Origin of the sequence: Streptomyces sp. NPDC046985 (assembly GCF_040644415.1) — a bacterium.
Taxonomy (GTDB): domain Bacteria; phylum Actinomycetota; class Actinomycetes; order Streptomycetales; family Streptomycetaceae; genus Streptomyces.
This window is the reverse complement of sequence record NZ_JBEYWK010000007.1, coordinates 303,799-321,426: the sequence shown is the minus strand read 5'-3', so window position 1 is coordinate 321,426 and position 17,628 is coordinate 303,799. Positions and strand designations below refer to the sequence as shown.

The window sequence follows — 17,628 nt, the reverse complement described above, 5'->3', positions numbered from 1 at the left end:
GGCCGGATCTGGAAGCACCGTGAGGTGTGGAGGTGACCGGTACTAATAGGCCGAGGGCTTGTCCTCAGTTGGCCGGAGGTCCGGCCGCGCGCCCCGTGCTCGGGTCCGATCCCCGTGCGGCGGCTCTCAGGCCTGGAGCACGCCCGTGCCGAGCAGGCCGAACAGCAGCACGCCGATGACGATGCGGTAGAGCACGAAGGCGTTGAAGGAGTGCTTGGCGACGAACTTCAGCAGCCACGCGATGGAGGCGTAGGCGACGATGAAGGAGACGAGCGTGCCGACGGCGAGCGGGGCGGCGCCCACGCCCGCGCCGAGGGCGTCCTTCAGCTCGTACAGGCCGGCGCCGGTCAGGGCCGGGATGCCGAGGAAGAAGGACAGGCGGGTGGCCGCGACGCGGTCCAGGTCCAGGATGAGGGCGGTGGACATGGTGGCCCCGGAGCGGGAGAAGCCGGGGAAGAGCAGGGCGAGGATCTGCGAGCTGCCGACCAGCATCGCGTCCTTGAAGGACGTGTCGTCCTCTCCGCGCTTGTGCCGGCCCATCTGGTCCGCGCACCACATCACGACACTGCCGGCGATCAGCGAGCCCGCCACCACCCACAGCGAGCCGAGCGGCCCGTCGATCAGGCGCTTGGCGGCCAGGCCCACCACGACGATCGGGATCGTCGCGTAGATCACCCACCACGCGAACTTGTAGTCGTGGTGGTAGCGCTCCTCGCGGTGGGTCAGACCGCGGAACCAGGCGGACACGATCCGCACGATGTCCTTGAAGAAGTACACGAAGACGGCCGCGATGGCCCCGACCTGGATGACCGCGGAGAAGCCGACGACGCTGTTGTCGTTGACGGGGATGTCCATGAGCCCCTCAGCGATCTTGAGATGGCCGGTGGAGGAGACGGGGAGGAATTCGGTCACCCCCTCGACGACTCCGAGGACGACGGCCTGACCGACGGAGATGGCGCTCATGGGATCCAGTTCTGGGAGGGATTCGGGGCTGGGCTCGACGAGGGTCGACAGGACAGTCGACGGTTTTCCTTGCGGACACTACTTACTACGCCGGGGCGTCGTCGGGGCACCCCCCGCGGAGCGGGCGGCCGACTCGCGACGATTCCACAACGTACTCTTACCGCGCAGGCCGTTACCGGCCGTTCGGTCTGGCGCGGTCACCAGTGCCGCACCCGGCGCCGGACGCCGCTCTCCGGCGGGCGAACGTCTCCCGCCGCGGCACTAGCATGCGCGCTATGGAGGAGAACGCGACCGGCGCCCCGCTCGAGGAGCGGTGGCGGGCCATTCTGCGAGTGCACGCGCAGACGATGTGGGCGATCGACCGCGCGCTCCACCCCTACGGTCTGGGCGCGAGCGACTTCGAGGTGCTCGACGTCCTGGCGAGCGGGGCGTACGGGGCCGCGGGGGCGGTGGACGTGTGCGAGACGCCTGGGGCGGCGGGAGCGCCGGAGTTCTTCGGGGCGCGGAAGTCGGCGAGCTCGGCCGAGTACGCGCAGACGTCAGAGGGTGTGAGCCCGGATGTGTCGGCGCAGGCGCAGGCGCCCGAGACGCCGCATCCGGCCCCGTCTGCCGGGTCGCCGGAATCAGCCGGGGAGTGTGATCCGCGCCGGGTGCAGAGCCTCGTCGGCCGGCTGCACTTGAGTCAGAGCGCGTTGTCGCGCCTCATCGGCCGGCTGGAGAGGGAGGGGCTGGTCCGGCGGTCGGTGTGCGCCGAGGACCGGCGCGGAGTGCAGGTCGCGTTGACCCCGAAGGGCCGCGACCTGCACGCGCGCGTGCTCCCGCTGCAACGCGCCGTGCTGGCGCGGACGCTCGACGGTCGGCTCGCGCCGTGCGGGCCGCCGGGGCGGGTCACGGAGGCGTGACCCGCGGATCGGGTCAGCTCTGGGGACGGGCCAGCGGATCGGGTCAGCCCTGGGGGCGGGCCAGCAGCGTGCGCACGCCCTCCGAGGTGAGGGTCAGGCCGTGCGGCGAGCTGGCGTCTATGGTGAGCGACAGGTCCTCGGCGGGCCATTGGGAGGCCAGGGCGCCGAGGGGCACCAGCCGGTAGCGGGAGACGTAGGGCAGCAGCTCCGACATCTCCCCCTCGGAGGTGAAGACGGGCACCACCGGCACTCCGCCCGGTTGCTCCAGGACCGGCAGCGCGACAGCCGCCGGGTTGGTGGCGTCCTCCTCGCTCACGTCGTCGGGTACGGGGATCAGCACGTCGCTGCCGGCGAGCGTGTCCAGTGCCGCCGTGTCCTCAGCGTTGTCGGCAAGCACGTCGAGCGCCCGCTGGGCCGGCGTGGCGGTGTTGTCGTTCGCGGGTGTGTCCATGGCAGATTCCCTGGTCGCGGCGGTCGTGCGGTCCGTCCGGGGACTCCCCCGGCACAGTCCTGCTCGCGTACCCGACCACACGCGGCGCAACCGTCCCGACCGGGGCGAATCAGCGGTGGCCCGCCCGGTGGCGATCACGGGGCTCGGGTGACGGCGACGGCCGCGGCGTCGTCGGCGAGCCCGCCCCCGGTGTGGGCGATCAGGTCGCCGCGCAGCCGCCGCAGCAGGTGCTCGGGCGACACGCTGGGCCAGGCGGCGGCACGGGCGAGGAGCGGGAAGAAGGCGCCGTCCTGGTCGCGCGCCTCCATCACGCCGTCGGTGTAGAGCAGCAGCGCGTCGCCGTGCGCGAAGGGGAACGAGGCGACGTGGTAGGCGGCGAGGTCCGCGGTTCCCGGCAGGACGCCCAGTCCCAGCGGAGGCGCGACCGGCTCGCAGGCCAGCAGGCGGGCGCTGCCGCCGCCGAGGAGCACCGGGGGCGGATGGCCGCAGGTGACGAGGCGGAGGACGGGTTCGTCGTCGGGGATGTCCAGGATGAGCGCGGTGGCGAAGGCCTCCTGGATGTCGAGCGTGTCCTTGGCGTCCCACTGGAGCGAGTCCCATCGCAGGGCGCCGTCGAGGTGGGCGGCCAAGCGGGGCAGCGTGGGCCTGCGGTGCGAGGCGGCGCGGAACGCGCCGAGCAGCAGCGCCGCGTGACTGATCGCCGGCAGCCCCTTGCCCCGGACGTCCGCGATGAGCAGCCGGGTGCTGTGCCCGGTGCGGGCGGCGGCGTAGAGGTCGCCGCCCACGGTGGCCTCGTCCTGGGCGGCGACGTAGAGGCTGGCCATGCACAGGGGGCCGCTGCGCCGGGGCAGCGGGGGGAAGAGCACGTCCTGCACCGACTGGGCGACGGCCCGGCTCTGGCTGAGCTGGTGCTCGCGTCGGTCCCGGACCAGGCAGAACGCGGCGATGAGCGCGGAGACGACGATCAGCGACGCGATCTGGGCTTCCAGGTTGGCCGTGAGCAGTACCCCCCGGGCGATGCCGATGAACACCTGGGCGGCGACGGCGAGTCCGCCGATCAGGCCGGTGAGGCGAGGCCCGGCGAACGCCGCGGTGAGGGCGGGGGCCGCGACCAGCAGGGGTCCGAGATGGACGTCCGGCGGCGCCAGGACGTCCACCACGCACACCACGATGATCAGTCCCAGCGGGAGGAGCACCAGCGACCGCCCGGACCGAGCACGCGTCGAGACCCGCATCGGCACACGTCATGATCTCACCCCCGGCCCGGCGCCACCACCGGCGCCGCCGGGCCGGGAGAACGGAAGTGGGCCCTCCGCGCGACGTGACTGCGGAGAGCCCCGGGGCTCACTTCCGAACCCGCGTGATACGGGTAACCACCGCGTGCGGGCCGATGCCCCCTCCGTGCGGAGGTCTCAGTCCGGCCGTCCCGGCGGCGCCTCCCAGCCCAGGGAGCGCTCGACGGCGCGCTGCCATCGCGCGTACTCGCGTGCGCGGCGTCCGGGGTCCATGGCGGGCAGCCACTGGGCCGCCCGGTGCCAGTTGCGGCGCAGCACCTCCAGGTCCGCCCAGTACCCGGCGGCGAGTCCGGCGGCGTAGGCGGCGCCGAGCGAGACCGTCTCCGCGACCAGGGGGCGGACCACCGGCACGTCGAGCACGTCGGCCAGCATCTGCATGAGCAGGTTGTCGGAGGTCATGCCGCCGTCCACTTTGAGCTGCCGCAGGGCGAGCCCGGAGTCGGCGTTGACGGCGTCCACGACCTCCCGCGTCTGCCAGGCGGTGGCCTCCAGGACGGCGCGGGCCAGGTGGCCGCTGGTGATGTAGGAGGTGAGGCCGACGACGACGCCGCGGGCGTCGCTGCGCCAGTGCGGCGCGAACAGGCCGGAGAAGGCGGGGACGATGTAGCAGCCGCCGTTGTCGTCCACCGTGCGGGCCAGGGTCTCGATCTCGGGGGCGGTGCTGATCAGGCCCAGCCGGTCGCGGAACCACTGCACCAGCGAGCCGGTGACCGCCATCGGGCCTTCGAGCGCGTAGACGGTGGGCTGGCCCGCGATCTCGTAGGCGACCGTGGTGAGCAGTCCGTGCCGGGAGCGCACCAGGTCGCCGCCGGTGTTGATGAGCAGGAAGCTGCCGGTGCCGTAGGTGCACTTGGCCTCGCCGGGCGAGAAGCAGGTCTGGCCGAACAGGGCCGCCTGCTGGTCGCCGAGGGCGGCGGTGATGCGGACGCCCGGGAGCAGCGCGCAGGCCTCGCCGTAGCTCTCGGCGGAGGAGCGGATCTCCGGCAGCATGGCGCGCGGCACGCCGAAGAAGTCCAGCAGCTCCGCGTCCCAGGTGAGGGTCCGGACGTTGAGGAGCATGGTGCGGCCGGCGTTCGTCGGGTCGGTGATGTGCAGGCCGCCGTCCGCGCCGCCGGTGAGGTTCCAGATCAGCCAGCTCTCCATGGTGCCGAAGAGCACCTCGCCGTCCTCGGCGCGCTGTTCCAGGCCCTCCACGTGGTCGAAGAGCCAGCGGATCCGGGGGGCGGAGAAGTAGGTGGAGGGGGGCAGCCCGCAGCGGTCGAGGAAGTACTCGTCGCCGGGGCGGTCGCGGAGCGCGGCGACGAGCGCCGCGGTCCGGGTGTCCTGCCAGACGACGGCGCGGCCGACGGGCGCCCCCGTGCGCCGGTCCCACAGCACCGTCGTCTCCCGCTGGTTGGCGATGCCGATGGCGGCGACGCTCCCGGAGTCGAGCCCGGCGGACTCCAGCGCCTCGTGCACGATGCGCTGCACGTTGCGCCAGATCTCCAGGGCGTCGTGCTCGACCCAGCCGGGCTGGGGGAAGTACTGCCGGTGCTCCCGCTGGGAGACGGACACCAGCCGTCCGCGCTGGTCGAACAGCATGCACCGGGTGGACGTGGTGCCCTGGTCGATGGACATCACATACCGGTCAACCATGATCGGACCTGCCTTCCGACGCGTCGCGCGGGCTCCGGCGCCTGTCCGGGCGGAGGGAGCGGGGATCTACCAGCGGCCCGCTCCCAGGTCCCGGGAGATCGCACGGGCGGCCTCCCGGAGCAGTGCGACCAGCGTGGGCAGCGGGCGGCCCCGGGGGTCGCAGATCCGCTCGGCGGCGCCGGACAGGCCGATGGCGCCCACCACCAGGCCGCCCTGCGCGCGGATCGGGGCGGCGATCCCCGCCTCCCCCATGCTCATCTCCTGCACCTCCGCGCCCCAGCCCTGGTCGCGGATCTCCGCGAGCGCCCGGTCCAGCTCAGCCCGGGAGACCAGGGTGTGGCGGGTGTACGCGTCCGGCCAGTCCACGCCCGGCGGGTCGGAGACGGCGGCGCCGAAGGCGAGCAGGACCTTGCCCAGCGACGAGGCGTGCAGCGGCAGCAGCGCGCCCACGTCGAGGGTCTGGAGGGTGTCGTCGGGCCGGAAGACGTGGTGGACGATGAGGACTCTGCCCTCCAGGGACGTGCCCAGGCGGACGGCCTCCCCGCTGCGGGCGGCCAGCGCGTCGGCCCAGTTGATCGAGCGGGAGCGCAGCTCGTTGACGTCCAGGTAGCTGGTGCCCAGGTGGAGCAGGGCCGCCCCGAGCTGGTACTTGCCGGTGGCCTCGTCCTGCTCGACGAAGTCCACGTGCTGGAGGGTGCGCAGGATGCCATGGGCGGTCCCCTTGGCCAGACCGAGGGAGGAGGCCACCTCGCCGAGCCCCAGCCTGCGAGGACCTCCGGCCAGCAGGCGCAGGATCGCGGCCGCTCGTTCGATCGACTGGACGACTCCGGCCATGGGCCGATATTAGCCCGCTTCGCCCCGGTTGGGACTGTCGTTCGACTATGTCGACCGGTGCACGTTGACTGTCCGGGTTGCCGTTCTTTACCGTGCTTTGTCGCGCCCGGCTTTCCGGTCGGCAGCGTCGACCGGAAAGAGACCGGAGAAAGTGGGGACATCATGTCCGTCGCGCAGCTCGGCGCCGCGTCTGGGCGGGAGGAGAACCACGCCTTTCCGCTGTCGCACACGCCAGGGGCCGTCTCGGCCGTGCGCCACCGCGTCTGCGGGCTCCTCGACGCCTGGAACCTGCCGCCCGACGCCGTCGACGACGTGCTGCTGGTGGTCTCGGAACTGGTCACCAACGCGCTCGTGCACGCCCGGCCGCCCGCCACGCTGCGGCTGTGGCGCCTCCCGCTGGACGGCCGTCAGGCCGTGCACGTCGAGGTGACCGACCTGGGAGCGGCCGCGCCGCCCGGTCCGGCGACGGCGCCCGACCCGGACGAGCACGGCCGCGGCCTGGGCATCGTCACCGCGCTGTCGGCCCGGTGCGGGGTGCGCGCGGACGCCGGCGGGGCCAGCCGCTGGGCCGAGGTGGTCGCGAGCTGAGCGCTGCCGGCCCGGCGTCGCCCCAGCGCCCCGGACGTGACCGGCGGCGGGCGGCGACGCCTCAGCGCGGACTTGACCGGCGGCGCACGGAGGGTGACGGTGGCAGCGGCGACGTGTGACGGGGGTCACGGGCCAACAGGTGACGACGGTCACAGATTCAACGGTGACGTTGGTCACAGACCGACAGGGCCGCGTGTCCGGTCGACGGTCAACCAGCCGGGCCCGGTGGCTCGGTCCGGTCGAGCCCGGTGGATCGGTCCGGTCGGATCCAATGGCTCGGTCCGGTCGGGTCCGATGGATCGGTCGGTCGGATCCGGTGATCGGTCCGGTCAGGTCTTCGGAGGCGCGCAGGACGGCCGCGAGGCCCGGTGAGGGAGGGCTGTCATGGTCGGGACGCTCGGGGTCGCCGTCGTGGGGTTCGGCTGGATGGGACAGGTGCACACCCGGGCCTACGCCCGCGTGCACCACCACTTCCCCGGCCTGCGGTCGCGCCCGCGCCTGATCGCGGTGGCCGACGACGCGCCCGGCCGGGCGGCCCGCGCCGCCGAACAGTACGGCTTCGACTCCGCGACCGTGGACTGGCGGGAGATCGCCGCCGATCCGAGGGTGGACGCGGTCAGCGTCACCGCACCGAACTTCCTGCACCGCGAGATCGGCGTCGCCATGGCCGAGGCCGGCAAGCACCTCTGGATCGAGAAACCGGTCGGCCTCACCGCCGACGACGCCCGCGCGGTCGCCGGCGCCGCCGCGAGGGCCGGAGTGCGAGGCGCCGTCGGCTTCAACTACCGGAACGCTCCCGCTGTGGCCGCCGCCCGCGAGCTGGTCGCCGCCGGCGGGATCGGCGCGGTCACCCATGTCCGCATCCGGCTGTTCAGCGACTACGCCGCCCACCCCGAGACCGCGCTGACCTGGCGGTACGAGCGCGACCGCGGCGGCAGCGGCGTCCTCGGCGACCTGGCCTCGCACGGCGTCGACCTGGCCCGCCACCTGCTCGGCGAGATCGACTCGCTGTGCGCCGACACCGCGGTGTTCGTGCCGCACCGGGCCCGCCCCTCGGAGGCCGTGACCGGCCACGTGCACGCGGCGGGCGGCGCGCTCGGAGCCGTCGAGAACGACGACTACGTGAGCTGCCTGCTGCGCTTCGCCTCCGGCGCCCGCGGCGTGCTGGAGGCGTGCCGCGTCTCGGTCGGCGAGCAGAACGCCTACGGCTTCGAGATCCACGGCGCCACGGGCGCGCTCTTCTGGGACTTCCGCCGGATGGGCGAGCTGGGGGTCAGCCGGGGCGCCGCGTACCAGGACCAGCCGGTCAGCACCCTCTACGTCGGCCCGGGGCACGGCGACTACGCGGCGTTCCAGCCCGGGGCGGCCCACGCGATGGGCTACGACGACCTGAAGGTCGTCGAGGCGCACGAGTTCCTGCGCTCCGTCGCCGAGGGCGCCGACCGCGGCGCGACCCTCGCCGACGCGGTCGCCGCCGCCACCGCCCTGGACGCCATGGCGCGCTCCGCGCGGGAGCGCGCGTGGGTGAGCCTGGCCTGAGCGTTCCCCGGGCTCTGCCCTGACTGTCTCCCGGACCCTGGCCTGAGCGTCCCCCAGGCTCTGGCCCGAGCGTTCCCCGGGCCCCGGCCCGAGCGCTCCCCGGAAGGCGACCCGTCAGCCGGACGGGACGAGCGGGAGGTCGTCCGTGTAGGCGTTGATCGGCTTCGCGATCGGCTTGACGGTACGGGCGTCCAGCGCGGCTTGCGCGGAGGCGGTGCCCAGAGCGCCGCCGGGATGCCAGGCCCCCGTGACGGCGACCCAGGTGTCGGCGGGCAGGGCCGCGGTCCCGTAGATCCGTACCTTCACGGACTGGGCGTCCGCGGCGCAGCAGGAGAGGATGATCCGGGTGAGGTACCAGGTGCCGCGCCCCTTCTCGGGGGTGACGAAGCCGGTCAGCTCGACGGTGCGGCCCTGGACGGCGCGTCGGCGGTCCTGCTGCACCCGGCGGGTGAAGTCGGAGAGGGTCAGCGGGAGCGGCGAGGTCGCGGGCAGCGGGTCGAAGGCGCTCTGCCGGGCGACGGCCTTGGGCGCCTCGCGGGAGGCGGTGTAGGCGCCGAGGGCGGGCGGGGCGTAGAGGAGCAGGCTCAGCGCGGGCAAGAACAGCAGCCAGGCGACGCGGGGCACGGCGGAGTGATCGTGGCCGTGGCCGCCGTCGTCGCCGGGCGCGGGCTTGGCGAGGCGGTCGTGGCCGGGTGCGGGCACATGGGCCTCGGCGTGGTCGTGGCCGTGGCCCTGCGGGTGGACGTGACCGTTTGCCTTCCCGTGGCCGTCCCCGTGCCGGTGGCCGCCCCCGTGGCCGTTCCCTTCCCGGTGGCCGTCCGCGTCCCGGCGGCCGGCGGCCGACCACGCCTCCGCGACGCCGAGCAGGAGCAGCACCGCGCCGGAGGCGATCAGCAGCGGGCGCATCCCCTCCTTGACGTAGCGCAGGAAGAGGTCGGTGAAGAGCGAGGCGTGCAGCAGGCCGAGGCCGCTGAGCACGAGCAGGGTCACCTGGAGGGGACGTCTCACAGCAGGAATCCTCCGACGAGCACGCTGCACAGGACGGCGACGACCGCGGTCGCGGTGGAGAAGCGGGCCGCGAACGCCCGCCCGAAGGTGCCCGCCTGAAGGGCGATCAGCTTCAGGTCGACCATGGGGCCGACCACCATGAACGTCAGCCGGGCCAGCGGCGGGAATCCGGCGAGCGAGGCCGCGACGAACGCGTCGGCCTCCGAGCACACCGCGAGCAGGACGGCCAGCCCGGCCAGGAACGGCACCGCGAGCCAGGTCGAGCCCGTGAAGGCGTCGAGGAGGGTGCGCGGGACCGCCACGTTGAAGGTGGCGGCGGCCATCGCCCCGAGGACCAGGAAACCGCCCGCGTGCAGGAAGTCGTGCTGGAAACCCTGCCGGAACTCGGTCCAGCGGCTGTGTCCGGGCTGGTGGCCGGTGTGCCGCACGGCCGGTCGCAGCCACTCCTCGCGGCCGAACAGGAGCCAGAGCCAGCCCATGACGGCGGCGGTGGCCAGTGAGGCGAGCAGCCGGGCCAGCACCATGCCGGGGCTGGCGGGGAAGGCGATGGCGGTGGCGGTCAGCACGACCGGGTTCACGGCGGGCGCCGAGAGCAGGAAGGCGAACGCTGCGGCCGGGGCCACTCCCCGGTTGATCAGGCTGTTCGCCACCGGCACCGAGGCGCACTCGCAGCCGGGCAGGACGACGCCGGCGACTCCGGCGACCGGGACGGCGAGGACGGGGTTCTTGGGCAGTGCGCGGCTGAACACCCGCTCGGGCACGAAGGCGTTGATGGCGCCGGACAGGGCCGTGCCGAGCAACAGGAACGGCAGCGCCTGCACGGTGACGGCGAGACAGACGGTGCGCCACGCCTGGAGGGCCGGCGCGTCGCCCCATCTGCCGACGACGAAGACGAGCGTCCCGGGCACGACGGCCGCGCCGAGCAGCAGCAGCGGCCAGCGTCTGGGCCAGCCGCGCGCCGCGGCGCCGGGAGCCGCCGTCGCCGTCCCTGGGCTCGCCGGAGGCGCCGCCGCCTCCTCGGACCGTACGTCTGTCTGCTGCATGCCGGCTCCGAACGTCGCGTTCCTCGCACAGAACATAGCGGGCGCCTGTCCCGCCCCCGCGCCCGGGACGCGCCGTCACGCCGCCGTGCGGGCGGCCGGGCGGGGCCGGACCACCCGGATGCCCGCGACCGTTTGACACGCGCGGCGCCGCGGGCCGCCCCCTCCGCGTCCTGCGCGCTGCCCGGCCGCCCGGCCGCGGCTCAGCGCGCGCCATGGGCCCGGAACTGGTGTGCTGGAAGGCGGGGGCCGTCGCACCCGTCCGTGCCGGGAGGGCCAGATGAGTACGTACACAGTCGCGCAGGCGAACACCCGCGGCGGGCCGTTGGAGCTGGCCGAGCGCGAGGTCCGCGAGCCGGGTCCGTGCCATGTGCGCATCGCGGTGGAAGCCTGTGGGATCTGCCACAGCGACTCCTTTTTCGTGGACGGCGCCCTGCCCGGCGCCCGGTTCCCGGACGTTCCCGGGCACGAGGTCGCCGGGCGGATCGATGCGATCGGCGAGGGGCTCGACGACTGGCCGTGGCAGGTGGGCGACCGGGTGGCGGTGGGCTGGTTCGGCGGGAGCTGCGGTCACTGCACGGCCTGCCGGCAGGGCGACTTCGTGGTGTGCGAGAACCTGAAGGTCCCCGGCTGGACCTACGACGGCGGGTTCGCCGAGCGGATGATCGCGCCGGTCGACGCGCTGGCCCGCATCCCCGACGACCTGGCCGCGAACGAGGCCGGTCCGATGGCGTGCGCGGGCGTGACCGTGTTCAACGGACTGCGGCGCAGCTCCGCCCGGCCGGGCGACCTGGTCGCCGTGCTCGGCATCGGCGGCCTGGGGCATCTGGGGGTGCAGTACGCCGTGGCCATGGGCTTCGAGACGGCGGCCATCGCCCGGGGGCCTGAGAAGGCCGACTTCGCCCGGCGGCTCGGCGCGCACCACTACGTGAACAGCACGGCGGACACCCCCGTCGCGGAGGCGTTGCAGGCGCTGGGCGGCGCCAAAGCCGTGCTGGCGACCGCCGGAAGCTCCGACGCCATCGCGGGAACCGTGGACGGCCTGACGCACCGTGGGGAACTGGTCGTCATCGGCGTCGCGGCCGAGCCGCTGGGCATCAGCCCGATGCAGTTGATCACGGGCGGCAAGGTCGTGCGCGGCCATCCCTCCGGCACCGCGCAGGACGTGCAGGACACCCTGGCGTTCAGCGCCCTGCACGGGATCCGCCCGATGACGGAGACGGCGCCGCTGGCGGAGGCCGAAGAGGCGTACCAGCGGATGCTGTCGGGCCAGGCGCGCTTCCGGATGGTGCTCACCACCGGTTGAAGCGGCGCGGGCGGCCGGGCGGGCTCAGCGACGCTTGCGGGCCGGCAGGCAGGCGCGCCGCCGGGGTCAACCGCCCCTCGGGTCCCTGCACGACGCGTGCCGTGACCGGCGGTCCGGCTCTTTCCAGCAGCGCGGCGATCCGTTCCGCGGGCAGCAGGCGCCACTCGCAGGACACAGAGCGGCCGTACGCCTGGGCGGGCCGCAGATGTGCGCCGCCGACGTGGCAACCCCACAACAGGCCCCCGCCGGGGCGAGGGTCCGATGGAACTCCGCGAAGACGGCGGGCAGTTCGGACGGCGGCGTGGGGTGCGTGGAGTACCAGGCGAGGACGCCGCCGAGACAGCCGTCGGCTGAGGACCGGCCGCCCCACGGATCGCTCGCCGCGGCTGCCCCGCCTCCTCCCGCAGTTCGCGCGCCCTGCCGCCGCTCCGGGTCCAGGCCGCCCGGCCCGTCACCCTGCCCGTCACCCGGCGAAGAACAGTTCAAATACTCACAAATCACTGGAATGCGTACAAGTCACCCTAGGATGTGCGTCGACGATCACCGTCGACTCGGAGGAGCACCCGTGAGGCCACGCCTGCCGCAGGCCGCAAGACGCACCACCGTCCTTCGCCGGGAGGCCGTCGGCGCGGCGCTTCCCGTCGCTCTCGCCTCGCTGCTCGCCACGGCCGGACCGGCGACCGCGGGACCGATCGGCGCCTCCGGCCTCGGGGACCCCTACTTCCCGCTCGCGGGCAACGGCGGCTACGCCACGCGGCACTACGACCTGACGATCGGCTACGACCCGCGCACCCGCCACCTCGACGGGACGACCGTCGTCACCGCGCGCGCCACCCAGCGCCTGACCCGCTTCGACCTCGACCTGCGGGGGCTGAAGGTCACCGGCGTCGCCGTCGACCGCGCCAAGGCCGCCTTCCGCCGCCAGGGCCAGGAACTGATCGTCACCCCGCGCCGCGCGCTCGCCAAGGGCCAGGCGTTCAGCGTGCGCGTCGCCTACTCCGGCACGCCGGCGCCCATCGTCGACTCGGACGGCTCCCCCGACGGCTGGGTCCCCACGGACGACGGCGCGTTCGTGGCGGGCCAGCCGCAGGGCTCCATGACGTGGTTCCCCTGCGACAACCACCCCCTGGACAAGGCGTCGTACGATTTCACCGTCACCGTCCCCAAGGGGCTCACCGCCGTCGCCAACGGCGTGCTGCGCGACCAGCGCACCTCCGGGGGCAGGACGACGTTCCGCTGGCGGCAGTCCGAGCCGATGGCCTCCTACCTGGCGACCGCGAGCATCGGCAAGTTCCAGGTGCGGCGGTACACGACCGCCGACGGCCTGTGGGTCTACGACGCCGTCGACCCCCGCGAGGCGAAGGCCGCGGCGCCCGTCCTGAACAAGCTGCCGTCGGTGCTGGCCTGGGAGAGCAAGGTCTTCGGCCCCTACCCGTTCCGCGCCGCCGGGTCCATCGTGGACCGCGCGCCCAAGGTCGACTACGCGCTGGAGACCCAGACCCGGCCGGTCTACGACTCCGCGCCGGACCTGAGCACCCTGGTGCACGAGAGCGCCCACCAGTGGTTCGGCGACTCGGTCGCCCTCACCACCTGGAAGGACATCTGGCTCAACGAGGGCTTCGCGACCTACGCCGAATGGCTGTACGACGAGCAGCACGGCGGCAAGAGCGCGCAAGCCACCTTCGACGCGCTGTACAAGAGCCCGAAGGACGACGACGTCTGGGACTTCCCGCCCGGTGACCCCACCGACGGCGAGAGCCTGTTCGACGACCCCGTCTACGACCGGGGCGCGATGACCCTGCACGAGCTGCGCAAGGCCGTCGGCGACGCCGTCTTCTTCCGCATCCTGCGCACCTGGACCGCCCAGCACCGCCAAGGGCATGGCGCCACGGCGCAGTTCATCGACCTGAGCGAGCGGCTGTCCGGCAAGAACCTCAAGTCCTTGTTCCACGTCTGGCTGTACGCGGCAGGCAAGCCGAAGAAGGCCTGACCGGCCCCGGCGCGTTCCGGCGTCCGGGACCCCCGCGCGCCGGGTCCCGGACGCCGCGGGTCCCGGCGCGCGTCGGGCGGGGCGCGACCGCTGAGCCGCGTGGGTGGACCAGACGGACCGGACGCTACTCCTCGTCGTCGGTCCGGATCGGCTTGGCGCGTCCGATCGGGGCCGGTCCCGCCTGCTGGGCGCGGATGTGCAGCACGTCGCCGACGAACAGGTCGTAGACCAGGACCCCGACCAGGCCGCCGACGAGGGGCCCGACGATCGGGATCCACCAGTAGTGGCTGAACGACCCGGCCAGTGTGCCCGGCAGCGCCAGATCGCCCCATCCTTCGGCGAAGGTGAACAGCCGCGGGCCGAAGTCACGGGCGGGGTTGACGGCGTATCCGGCGTTCGCGCCGTAGGACATGCCGACGGCGGCGACGACGAAGCCGACCACCAGCGGCCCGAGGTTGGCCTTCACCGCGGTGTTGCGCATGTCCAGGACCGCGGCGATCAGCATCAGCAGGAACGCGGTGCCGACGATCTGGTCCACCAGAGGGCCCCAGACGCCGCCGTGGAAGTAGGGCGCCGGGAAGGTCGCGAAAATGGAGAACGAGGCCACCGTGTGCCCGTTCGTCTTCGGACCCTTCATGGCCTGGTCGAAGGTGTTGATCGCGTCGTGGTACACCGCGTACACCAGGGCCGCGCCGGCGAACGCGCCCACCACCTGGGAGATCCAGTAGGGCACGACCTTCCGCCAGGGGAACCGGCGGCGCGCGGCGAACGCGAGGGTCACCGCCGGGTTGAGGTGCGCGCCGCTGACGCCGCCGGCCACGTACACGCCGAAGGCGACCGCCATCGCCCAGCCCCAGGTGACCAGCAGCCAGTCGCCCGCGCCCAGGAAGAAGGTGGTGGGCCCCGCCGTGCGGCCCGAGCCGGGCAGCGCCGAGACCGCCATGGCGACCGCGCCGCATCCGAACGAGATGAGCACGAGGGTGCCGAGGAACTCGGCCAGGCATTCGCCCCACAGCCCTCCCCGACGTCTGAGGCGGGAGGGTGTGATCAGGGGCGGGATTTCTACGGCCATACAGGCCCCCTCACCGAACGATCCGGCCGCACGGCCGGCACAGTCCTGATCCCGGCGGGTCCGCGGCGCCGTGCGGCCGGGGGCCGCGCCTCACTGCTCAGTCTGCGCGTCCGCACGGGCAGCGGCTACTCGGCCGGGCGGGCCCCCCGGGACGCGCGCCGCCCAGGCCGCGCGCTCCGGGCGCCGCCCGTCGCCGGAGGGCGAGGCGGGCGGCGCGCCGGTGAGAACTCCATACGGGTGATCCCTTCGCCCGCTCCGGGCGCGTCGGAAACCGGCCAAAACGGCCCCGCACCTGGCGTTCCGTGCTTTCCGGCGCCCCTCCGTCCGGGGGAGGCACGAGTGGCAACCCGCCTGCGGCCGAACAAGACTGAGCCATGGTTTCGTGATCAGGCGAAAACGCACGGTCTCGGGGACCGGCCACCGCTGGCCGACGGTTTTCGACCTTTCCTCAGGGAGCTCACATGGTGGAGAAGTCTGCCGACATACTCATGCCTGGCCCGGACGAGACGGCCGGCGTCCCGCGCGAAGAGTCCAACCCGGCGGCAATGGACGCCGAACGAGAACTCGCCGTGATTCTGGCACAGGTCGTCAAGGCCGAGAACGTGCCGAGCGGCAGCCATTTCTTCATGGATCTGGGCGCCAACTCACTGGTCATGGCCCAGTTCTGCGCCCGGGTGCGGAAGAGGCCCGATCTGCCGTCCGTGTCGATGAAGGACATCTACCGGCACCCCACGATCCGCGACCTGGCGGCGGCGCTCGTGGTCGCCGCGCCCGCCGGGACCTCCCCGGACGCCGCGGCGCCGGCCGCGTCGGGACCCGCGGCGCCGACGGCCCCGGCGGTCCCCGCCGCCCCGCCCCGCACGGCCCCCTACTTCCTCTGCGGCGCCCTCCAGTCGCTGATCTTCCTGGGCTATTCGTTCCTCATGGGAATGGCGGCCGCCCGCGCCTACGAATGGATATCCACCGGATCGGGCTTCTTCGGCGTCTACGCGCGGTCGTTCGTGTGCGGCGGCGCCGCATTCATCGCGCTGTGCCTCGTCCCCGTAGCGGCCAAGTGGATTCTCGTCGGGCGCTGGAAGGCCCAGGAATTCCCGGTCTGGGGTCTTTCGTATCTGCGCCTCTGGTTCGTCAAGTCACTGTTGCACGCGAATCCCATGGTGCTCTTCGTCGGGAATCCGCTGTACGTGATGTACCTGCGGGCGCTCGGCGCGCGCATCGGAAAAGACGTCACGATCCTCTCGAAGTCCGTGCCGGTCTGCACCGACCTGCTCACCATCGGCTCGGGCACGGTGATCCGCAAGGACTCCTTCTTCCTCGGCTACCGGGCCCACGCCGGCCGGATCCAGACCGGCCGGATCACCCTCGGCCGGGACGTGTTCATCGGTGAGAAGACGGTGCTCGACATCGACACCGCGATGGGCGACGACTCCCAGCTCGGCCACTCCTCCGCCCTGTACCGGGGCCAGCGGATCCCGGCCGGCGAGCGGCGCCACGGCTCCCCCGCGCAGCCCACCGAGGTCGACTACGCACGGGTCCCGGCCGCCCGGTGCGGCACGCTGCGCCGGGCCTGCTTCGCGCTGAGCAGCCTGCTCCAGCTCTTCTTCGTCTACGCGCCGCTCGCGGTGGGCGGGACGTACCTGGTGTTCGCCGAGGTCCCCGCGCTCAGCGGCCGGCTGGACCCGCGGGCGAGGACCGGGACCGCCGTGGACTTCGTCGGCGACACACTGCTCCTGGGCACGGTGCTGTTCGCCGCCTCCCTCATGCTCGGCCTCTTCACCGTCTGCGTCGTGCCGCGCCTGCTGCGTCCGCTGCTGAAGCCGGACCGGGTCTACCCCCTCTACGGCCTCCACTACGCCGCGCACCGGATGACGGCCGCCCTGACCAACTCGGTCTTCTTCACCTGGCTCTTCGGCGACAGCTCCTACATCGTCCCGTATCTGCGCGCCATCGGCTACGACCTGTCGGAGGTGGAGCAGACCGGCTCGAACTTCGGCACCGAGGTGCACCACGAGAACCCGTTCCTGGTGACCGTCGGCACCGGCACGATGGTGGCCGACGGACTGTCCGTCCTGAACGCGGAGTTCTCCAGCACGTCCTTCCGCACCTCCCGGGCGTCGATCGGGGCCGGGAACTTCATAGGCAACAACATCGCCTACCCGGTGGGCGCCAGGACCGGCGACGACTGCCTGCTGGCGACGAAGGTGATGGTCCCCCTCGACGGCGAGATCCGCCAGGGCGTCGGACTGCTGGGTTCGCCCTGCTTCGAGATCCCCCGTTCGGTGGAGCGCGACACCAGCTTCGACCACATGCGCACCGGCGAGGAACTGCGCCGCAACCTCGCCGCGAAGAACCGCAGCAACCTGCGCACGATCGCGCTGCACGTGGGGCTGCGCTGGATGAACTCGCTGCTGCTCACCGCCGTCGGCCTGGCCTCGGTGGCGCTGTACGGCACGCTGGGCCACGTGGTGATCGCCGGCTACCTGGCGCTCACCCTGGCCCTCAACGCGCTGTTCTTCGTGCTGGTGGAGCGGGCCCTCGGGTCCTTCCGGCGGCTGAGCCCCCGGCTGTGCTCGATCTACGACCCGTACTTCTGGTGGCACGAGCGGCTGTGGAAGGTGCCGGACCGGTACCTGGAGGTCTTCAACGGGACCCCGTACAAGAGCCTGATCTGGCGGCTGCTGGGGGTGCGCATCGGCCGCAGGGTCTTCGACGACGGCTGCTACATCTCCGAGCGGACGCTCACCGAGATCGGCGACGACTGCACGCTGAACGCGGCCAGCAAGATCCAGTGCCACTCGCAGGAGGACGGCACCTTCAAGTCCGACCGCACCACGCTGGGCGCCGACGTCACGCTCGGAGTCGGCTCGCACGTCCACTACGGCGTGACGATCGGCGACCGCGCGGTGCTGGCGCCCGACTCCTTCCTGATGAAGGGCGAGGAAGTCCCCGCGAACGCGGAATGGGGAGGAAACCCCGCCGCCCCGACGGCGAACTGAGAAAGGGTC

General features: G+C 73.0%; 13 protein-coding genes and 2 pseudogenes. 7 read left to right on the top strand and 8 right to left on the bottom strand.

The genetic code is table 11. From position 1 onward, the window contains the following. Nucleotides 1-126: 126 nt before the first annotated feature. Nucleotides 127-963, bottom strand: a complete 837-nt coding sequence (locus tag ABZ861_RS12195) for an undecaprenyl-diphosphate phosphatase (protein WP_361627858.1) — start codon at nucleotides 961-963, stop codon at nucleotides 127-129. A 275-nt stretch (nucleotides 964-1,238) separates the two neighbouring features. On the opposite strand from ABZ861_RS12195, the pseudogene ABZ861_RS12190 reads away from it, so the two are divergent. Together ABZ861_RS12190 and ABZ861_RS12185 are read left to right on the top strand one after the other, a co-directional pair. Further along, nucleotides 1,239-1,391, top strand: a pseudogene (locus tag ABZ861_RS12190) (MarR family transcriptional regulator); the annotation flags it as partial. Between the two features lie 219 nt (nucleotides 1,392-1,610). After that, nucleotides 1,611-1,865: pseudogene (locus tag ABZ861_RS12185) on the top strand (MarR family transcriptional regulator); the annotation flags it as partial. A 43-nt stretch (nucleotides 1,866-1,908) separates the two neighbouring features. On the opposite strand, the gene ABZ861_RS12180 reads toward ABZ861_RS12185, so the two are convergent. The 4 genes from ABZ861_RS12180 to ABZ861_RS12165 all read right to left on the bottom strand — a co-directional run bounded on the left by ABZ861_RS12180 (nucleotide 1,909) and on the right by ABZ861_RS12165 (nucleotide 6,080). Continuing rightward, on the bottom strand, nucleotides 1,909-2,316 hold the full coding sequence (locus ABZ861_RS12180; RefSeq protein WP_361627855.1) for an SseB family protein: 408 nt from the start codon (nucleotides 2,314-2,316) through the stop codon (nucleotides 1,909-1,911). Nucleotides 2,317-2,450: 134 nt separating this feature from the next. Then, on the bottom strand, nucleotides 2,451-3,551 hold the full coding sequence (locus ABZ861_RS12175; protein WP_361627852.1) for a PP2C family protein-serine/threonine phosphatase: 1,101 nt from the start codon (nucleotides 3,549-3,551) through the stop codon (nucleotides 2,451-2,453). 177 nt (nucleotides 3,552-3,728) lie between these two features. Then, entirely contained in the window at nucleotides 3,729-5,246 is a 1,518-nt protein-coding gene (gene glpK / locus ABZ861_RS12170) for a glycerol kinase GlpK (protein ID WP_361627849.1), read from the bottom strand. 66 nt (nucleotides 5,247-5,312) lie between these two features. After that, nucleotides 5,313-6,080 carry an IclR family transcriptional regulator gene (locus ABZ861_RS12165; protein ID WP_361627846.1) on the bottom strand — a complete coding sequence of 256 codons (768 nt, stop codon included), beginning with the start codon at nucleotides 6,078-6,080 and terminating at the stop codon, nucleotides 5,313-5,315. A 162-nt stretch (nucleotides 6,081-6,242) separates the two neighbouring features. On the opposite strand from ABZ861_RS12165, the gene ABZ861_RS12160 reads away from it, so the two are divergent. Together ABZ861_RS12160 and ABZ861_RS12155 are read left to right on the top strand one after the other, a co-directional pair. After that, on the top strand, nucleotides 6,243-6,668 hold the full coding sequence (locus ABZ861_RS12160) for an ATP-binding protein (protein WP_361627843.1): 426 nt from the start codon (nucleotides 6,243-6,245) through the stop codon (nucleotides 6,666-6,668). Nucleotides 6,669-7,052: 384 nt separating this feature from the next. After that, nucleotides 7,053-8,207, top strand: a complete 1,155-nt coding sequence (locus ABZ861_RS12155) for a Gfo/Idh/MocA family oxidoreductase (RefSeq protein WP_361627840.1) — start codon at nucleotides 7,053-7,055, stop codon at nucleotides 8,205-8,207. Between the two features lie 114 nt (nucleotides 8,208-8,321). Here ABZ861_RS12155 and ABZ861_RS12150 read toward each other — a convergent pair whose 3' ends face one another. Then, nucleotides 8,322-9,215, bottom strand: coding sequence for a TIGR03943 family protein (locus ABZ861_RS12150; protein ID WP_361627837.1), 894 nt, complete (start codon nucleotides 9,213-9,215; stop codon nucleotides 8,322-8,324). Next, nucleotides 9,212-10,258, bottom strand: coding sequence for a permease (locus ABZ861_RS12145; RefSeq protein ID WP_361627834.1), 1,047 nt, complete (start codon nucleotides 10,256-10,258; stop codon nucleotides 9,212-9,214). Before ABZ861_RS12145 ends, ABZ861_RS12150 begins: the two co-directional genes overlap by 4 nt. Nucleotides 10,259-10,535: 277 nt before the next feature. Between ABZ861_RS12145 and ABZ861_RS12140 the strand changes: the two genes are divergently transcribed. Both ABZ861_RS12140 and ABZ861_RS12135 read left to right on the top strand, forming a co-directional pair. Beyond that, the gene (locus ABZ861_RS12140; protein WP_361627831.1) at nucleotides 10,536-11,561 is read left to right on the top strand and encodes an alcohol dehydrogenase; all 1,026 of its coding nucleotides are present in this window, start codon (nucleotides 10,536-10,538) and stop codon (nucleotides 11,559-11,561) included. A gap of 565 nt (nucleotides 11,562-12,126) precedes the next feature. Continuing rightward, the gene (locus ABZ861_RS12135) at nucleotides 12,127-13,551 is read left to right on the top strand and encodes a M1 family metallopeptidase (protein ID WP_361627828.1); all 1,425 of its coding nucleotides are present in this window, start codon (nucleotides 12,127-12,129) and stop codon (nucleotides 13,549-13,551) included. 124 nt (nucleotides 13,552-13,675) lie between these two features. Here ABZ861_RS12135 and ABZ861_RS12130 read toward each other — a convergent pair whose 3' ends face one another. Beyond that, a complete protein-coding gene (locus tag ABZ861_RS12130) occupies nucleotides 13,676-14,623 on the bottom strand; it encodes an MIP family channel protein (protein ID WP_361627825.1) in 948 nt (315 codons plus the stop codon). 461 nt (nucleotides 14,624-15,084) lie between these two features. On the opposite strand from ABZ861_RS12130, the gene ABZ861_RS12125 reads away from it, so the two are divergent. Further along, nucleotides 15,085-17,619 (top strand): Pls/PosA family non-ribosomal peptide synthetase, encoded by a 2,535-nt coding sequence (locus ABZ861_RS12125; protein ID WP_361627822.1) that lies wholly within the window; start codon nucleotides 15,085-15,087, stop codon nucleotides 17,617-17,619. Nucleotides 17,620-17,628: the final 9 nt, after the last annotated feature.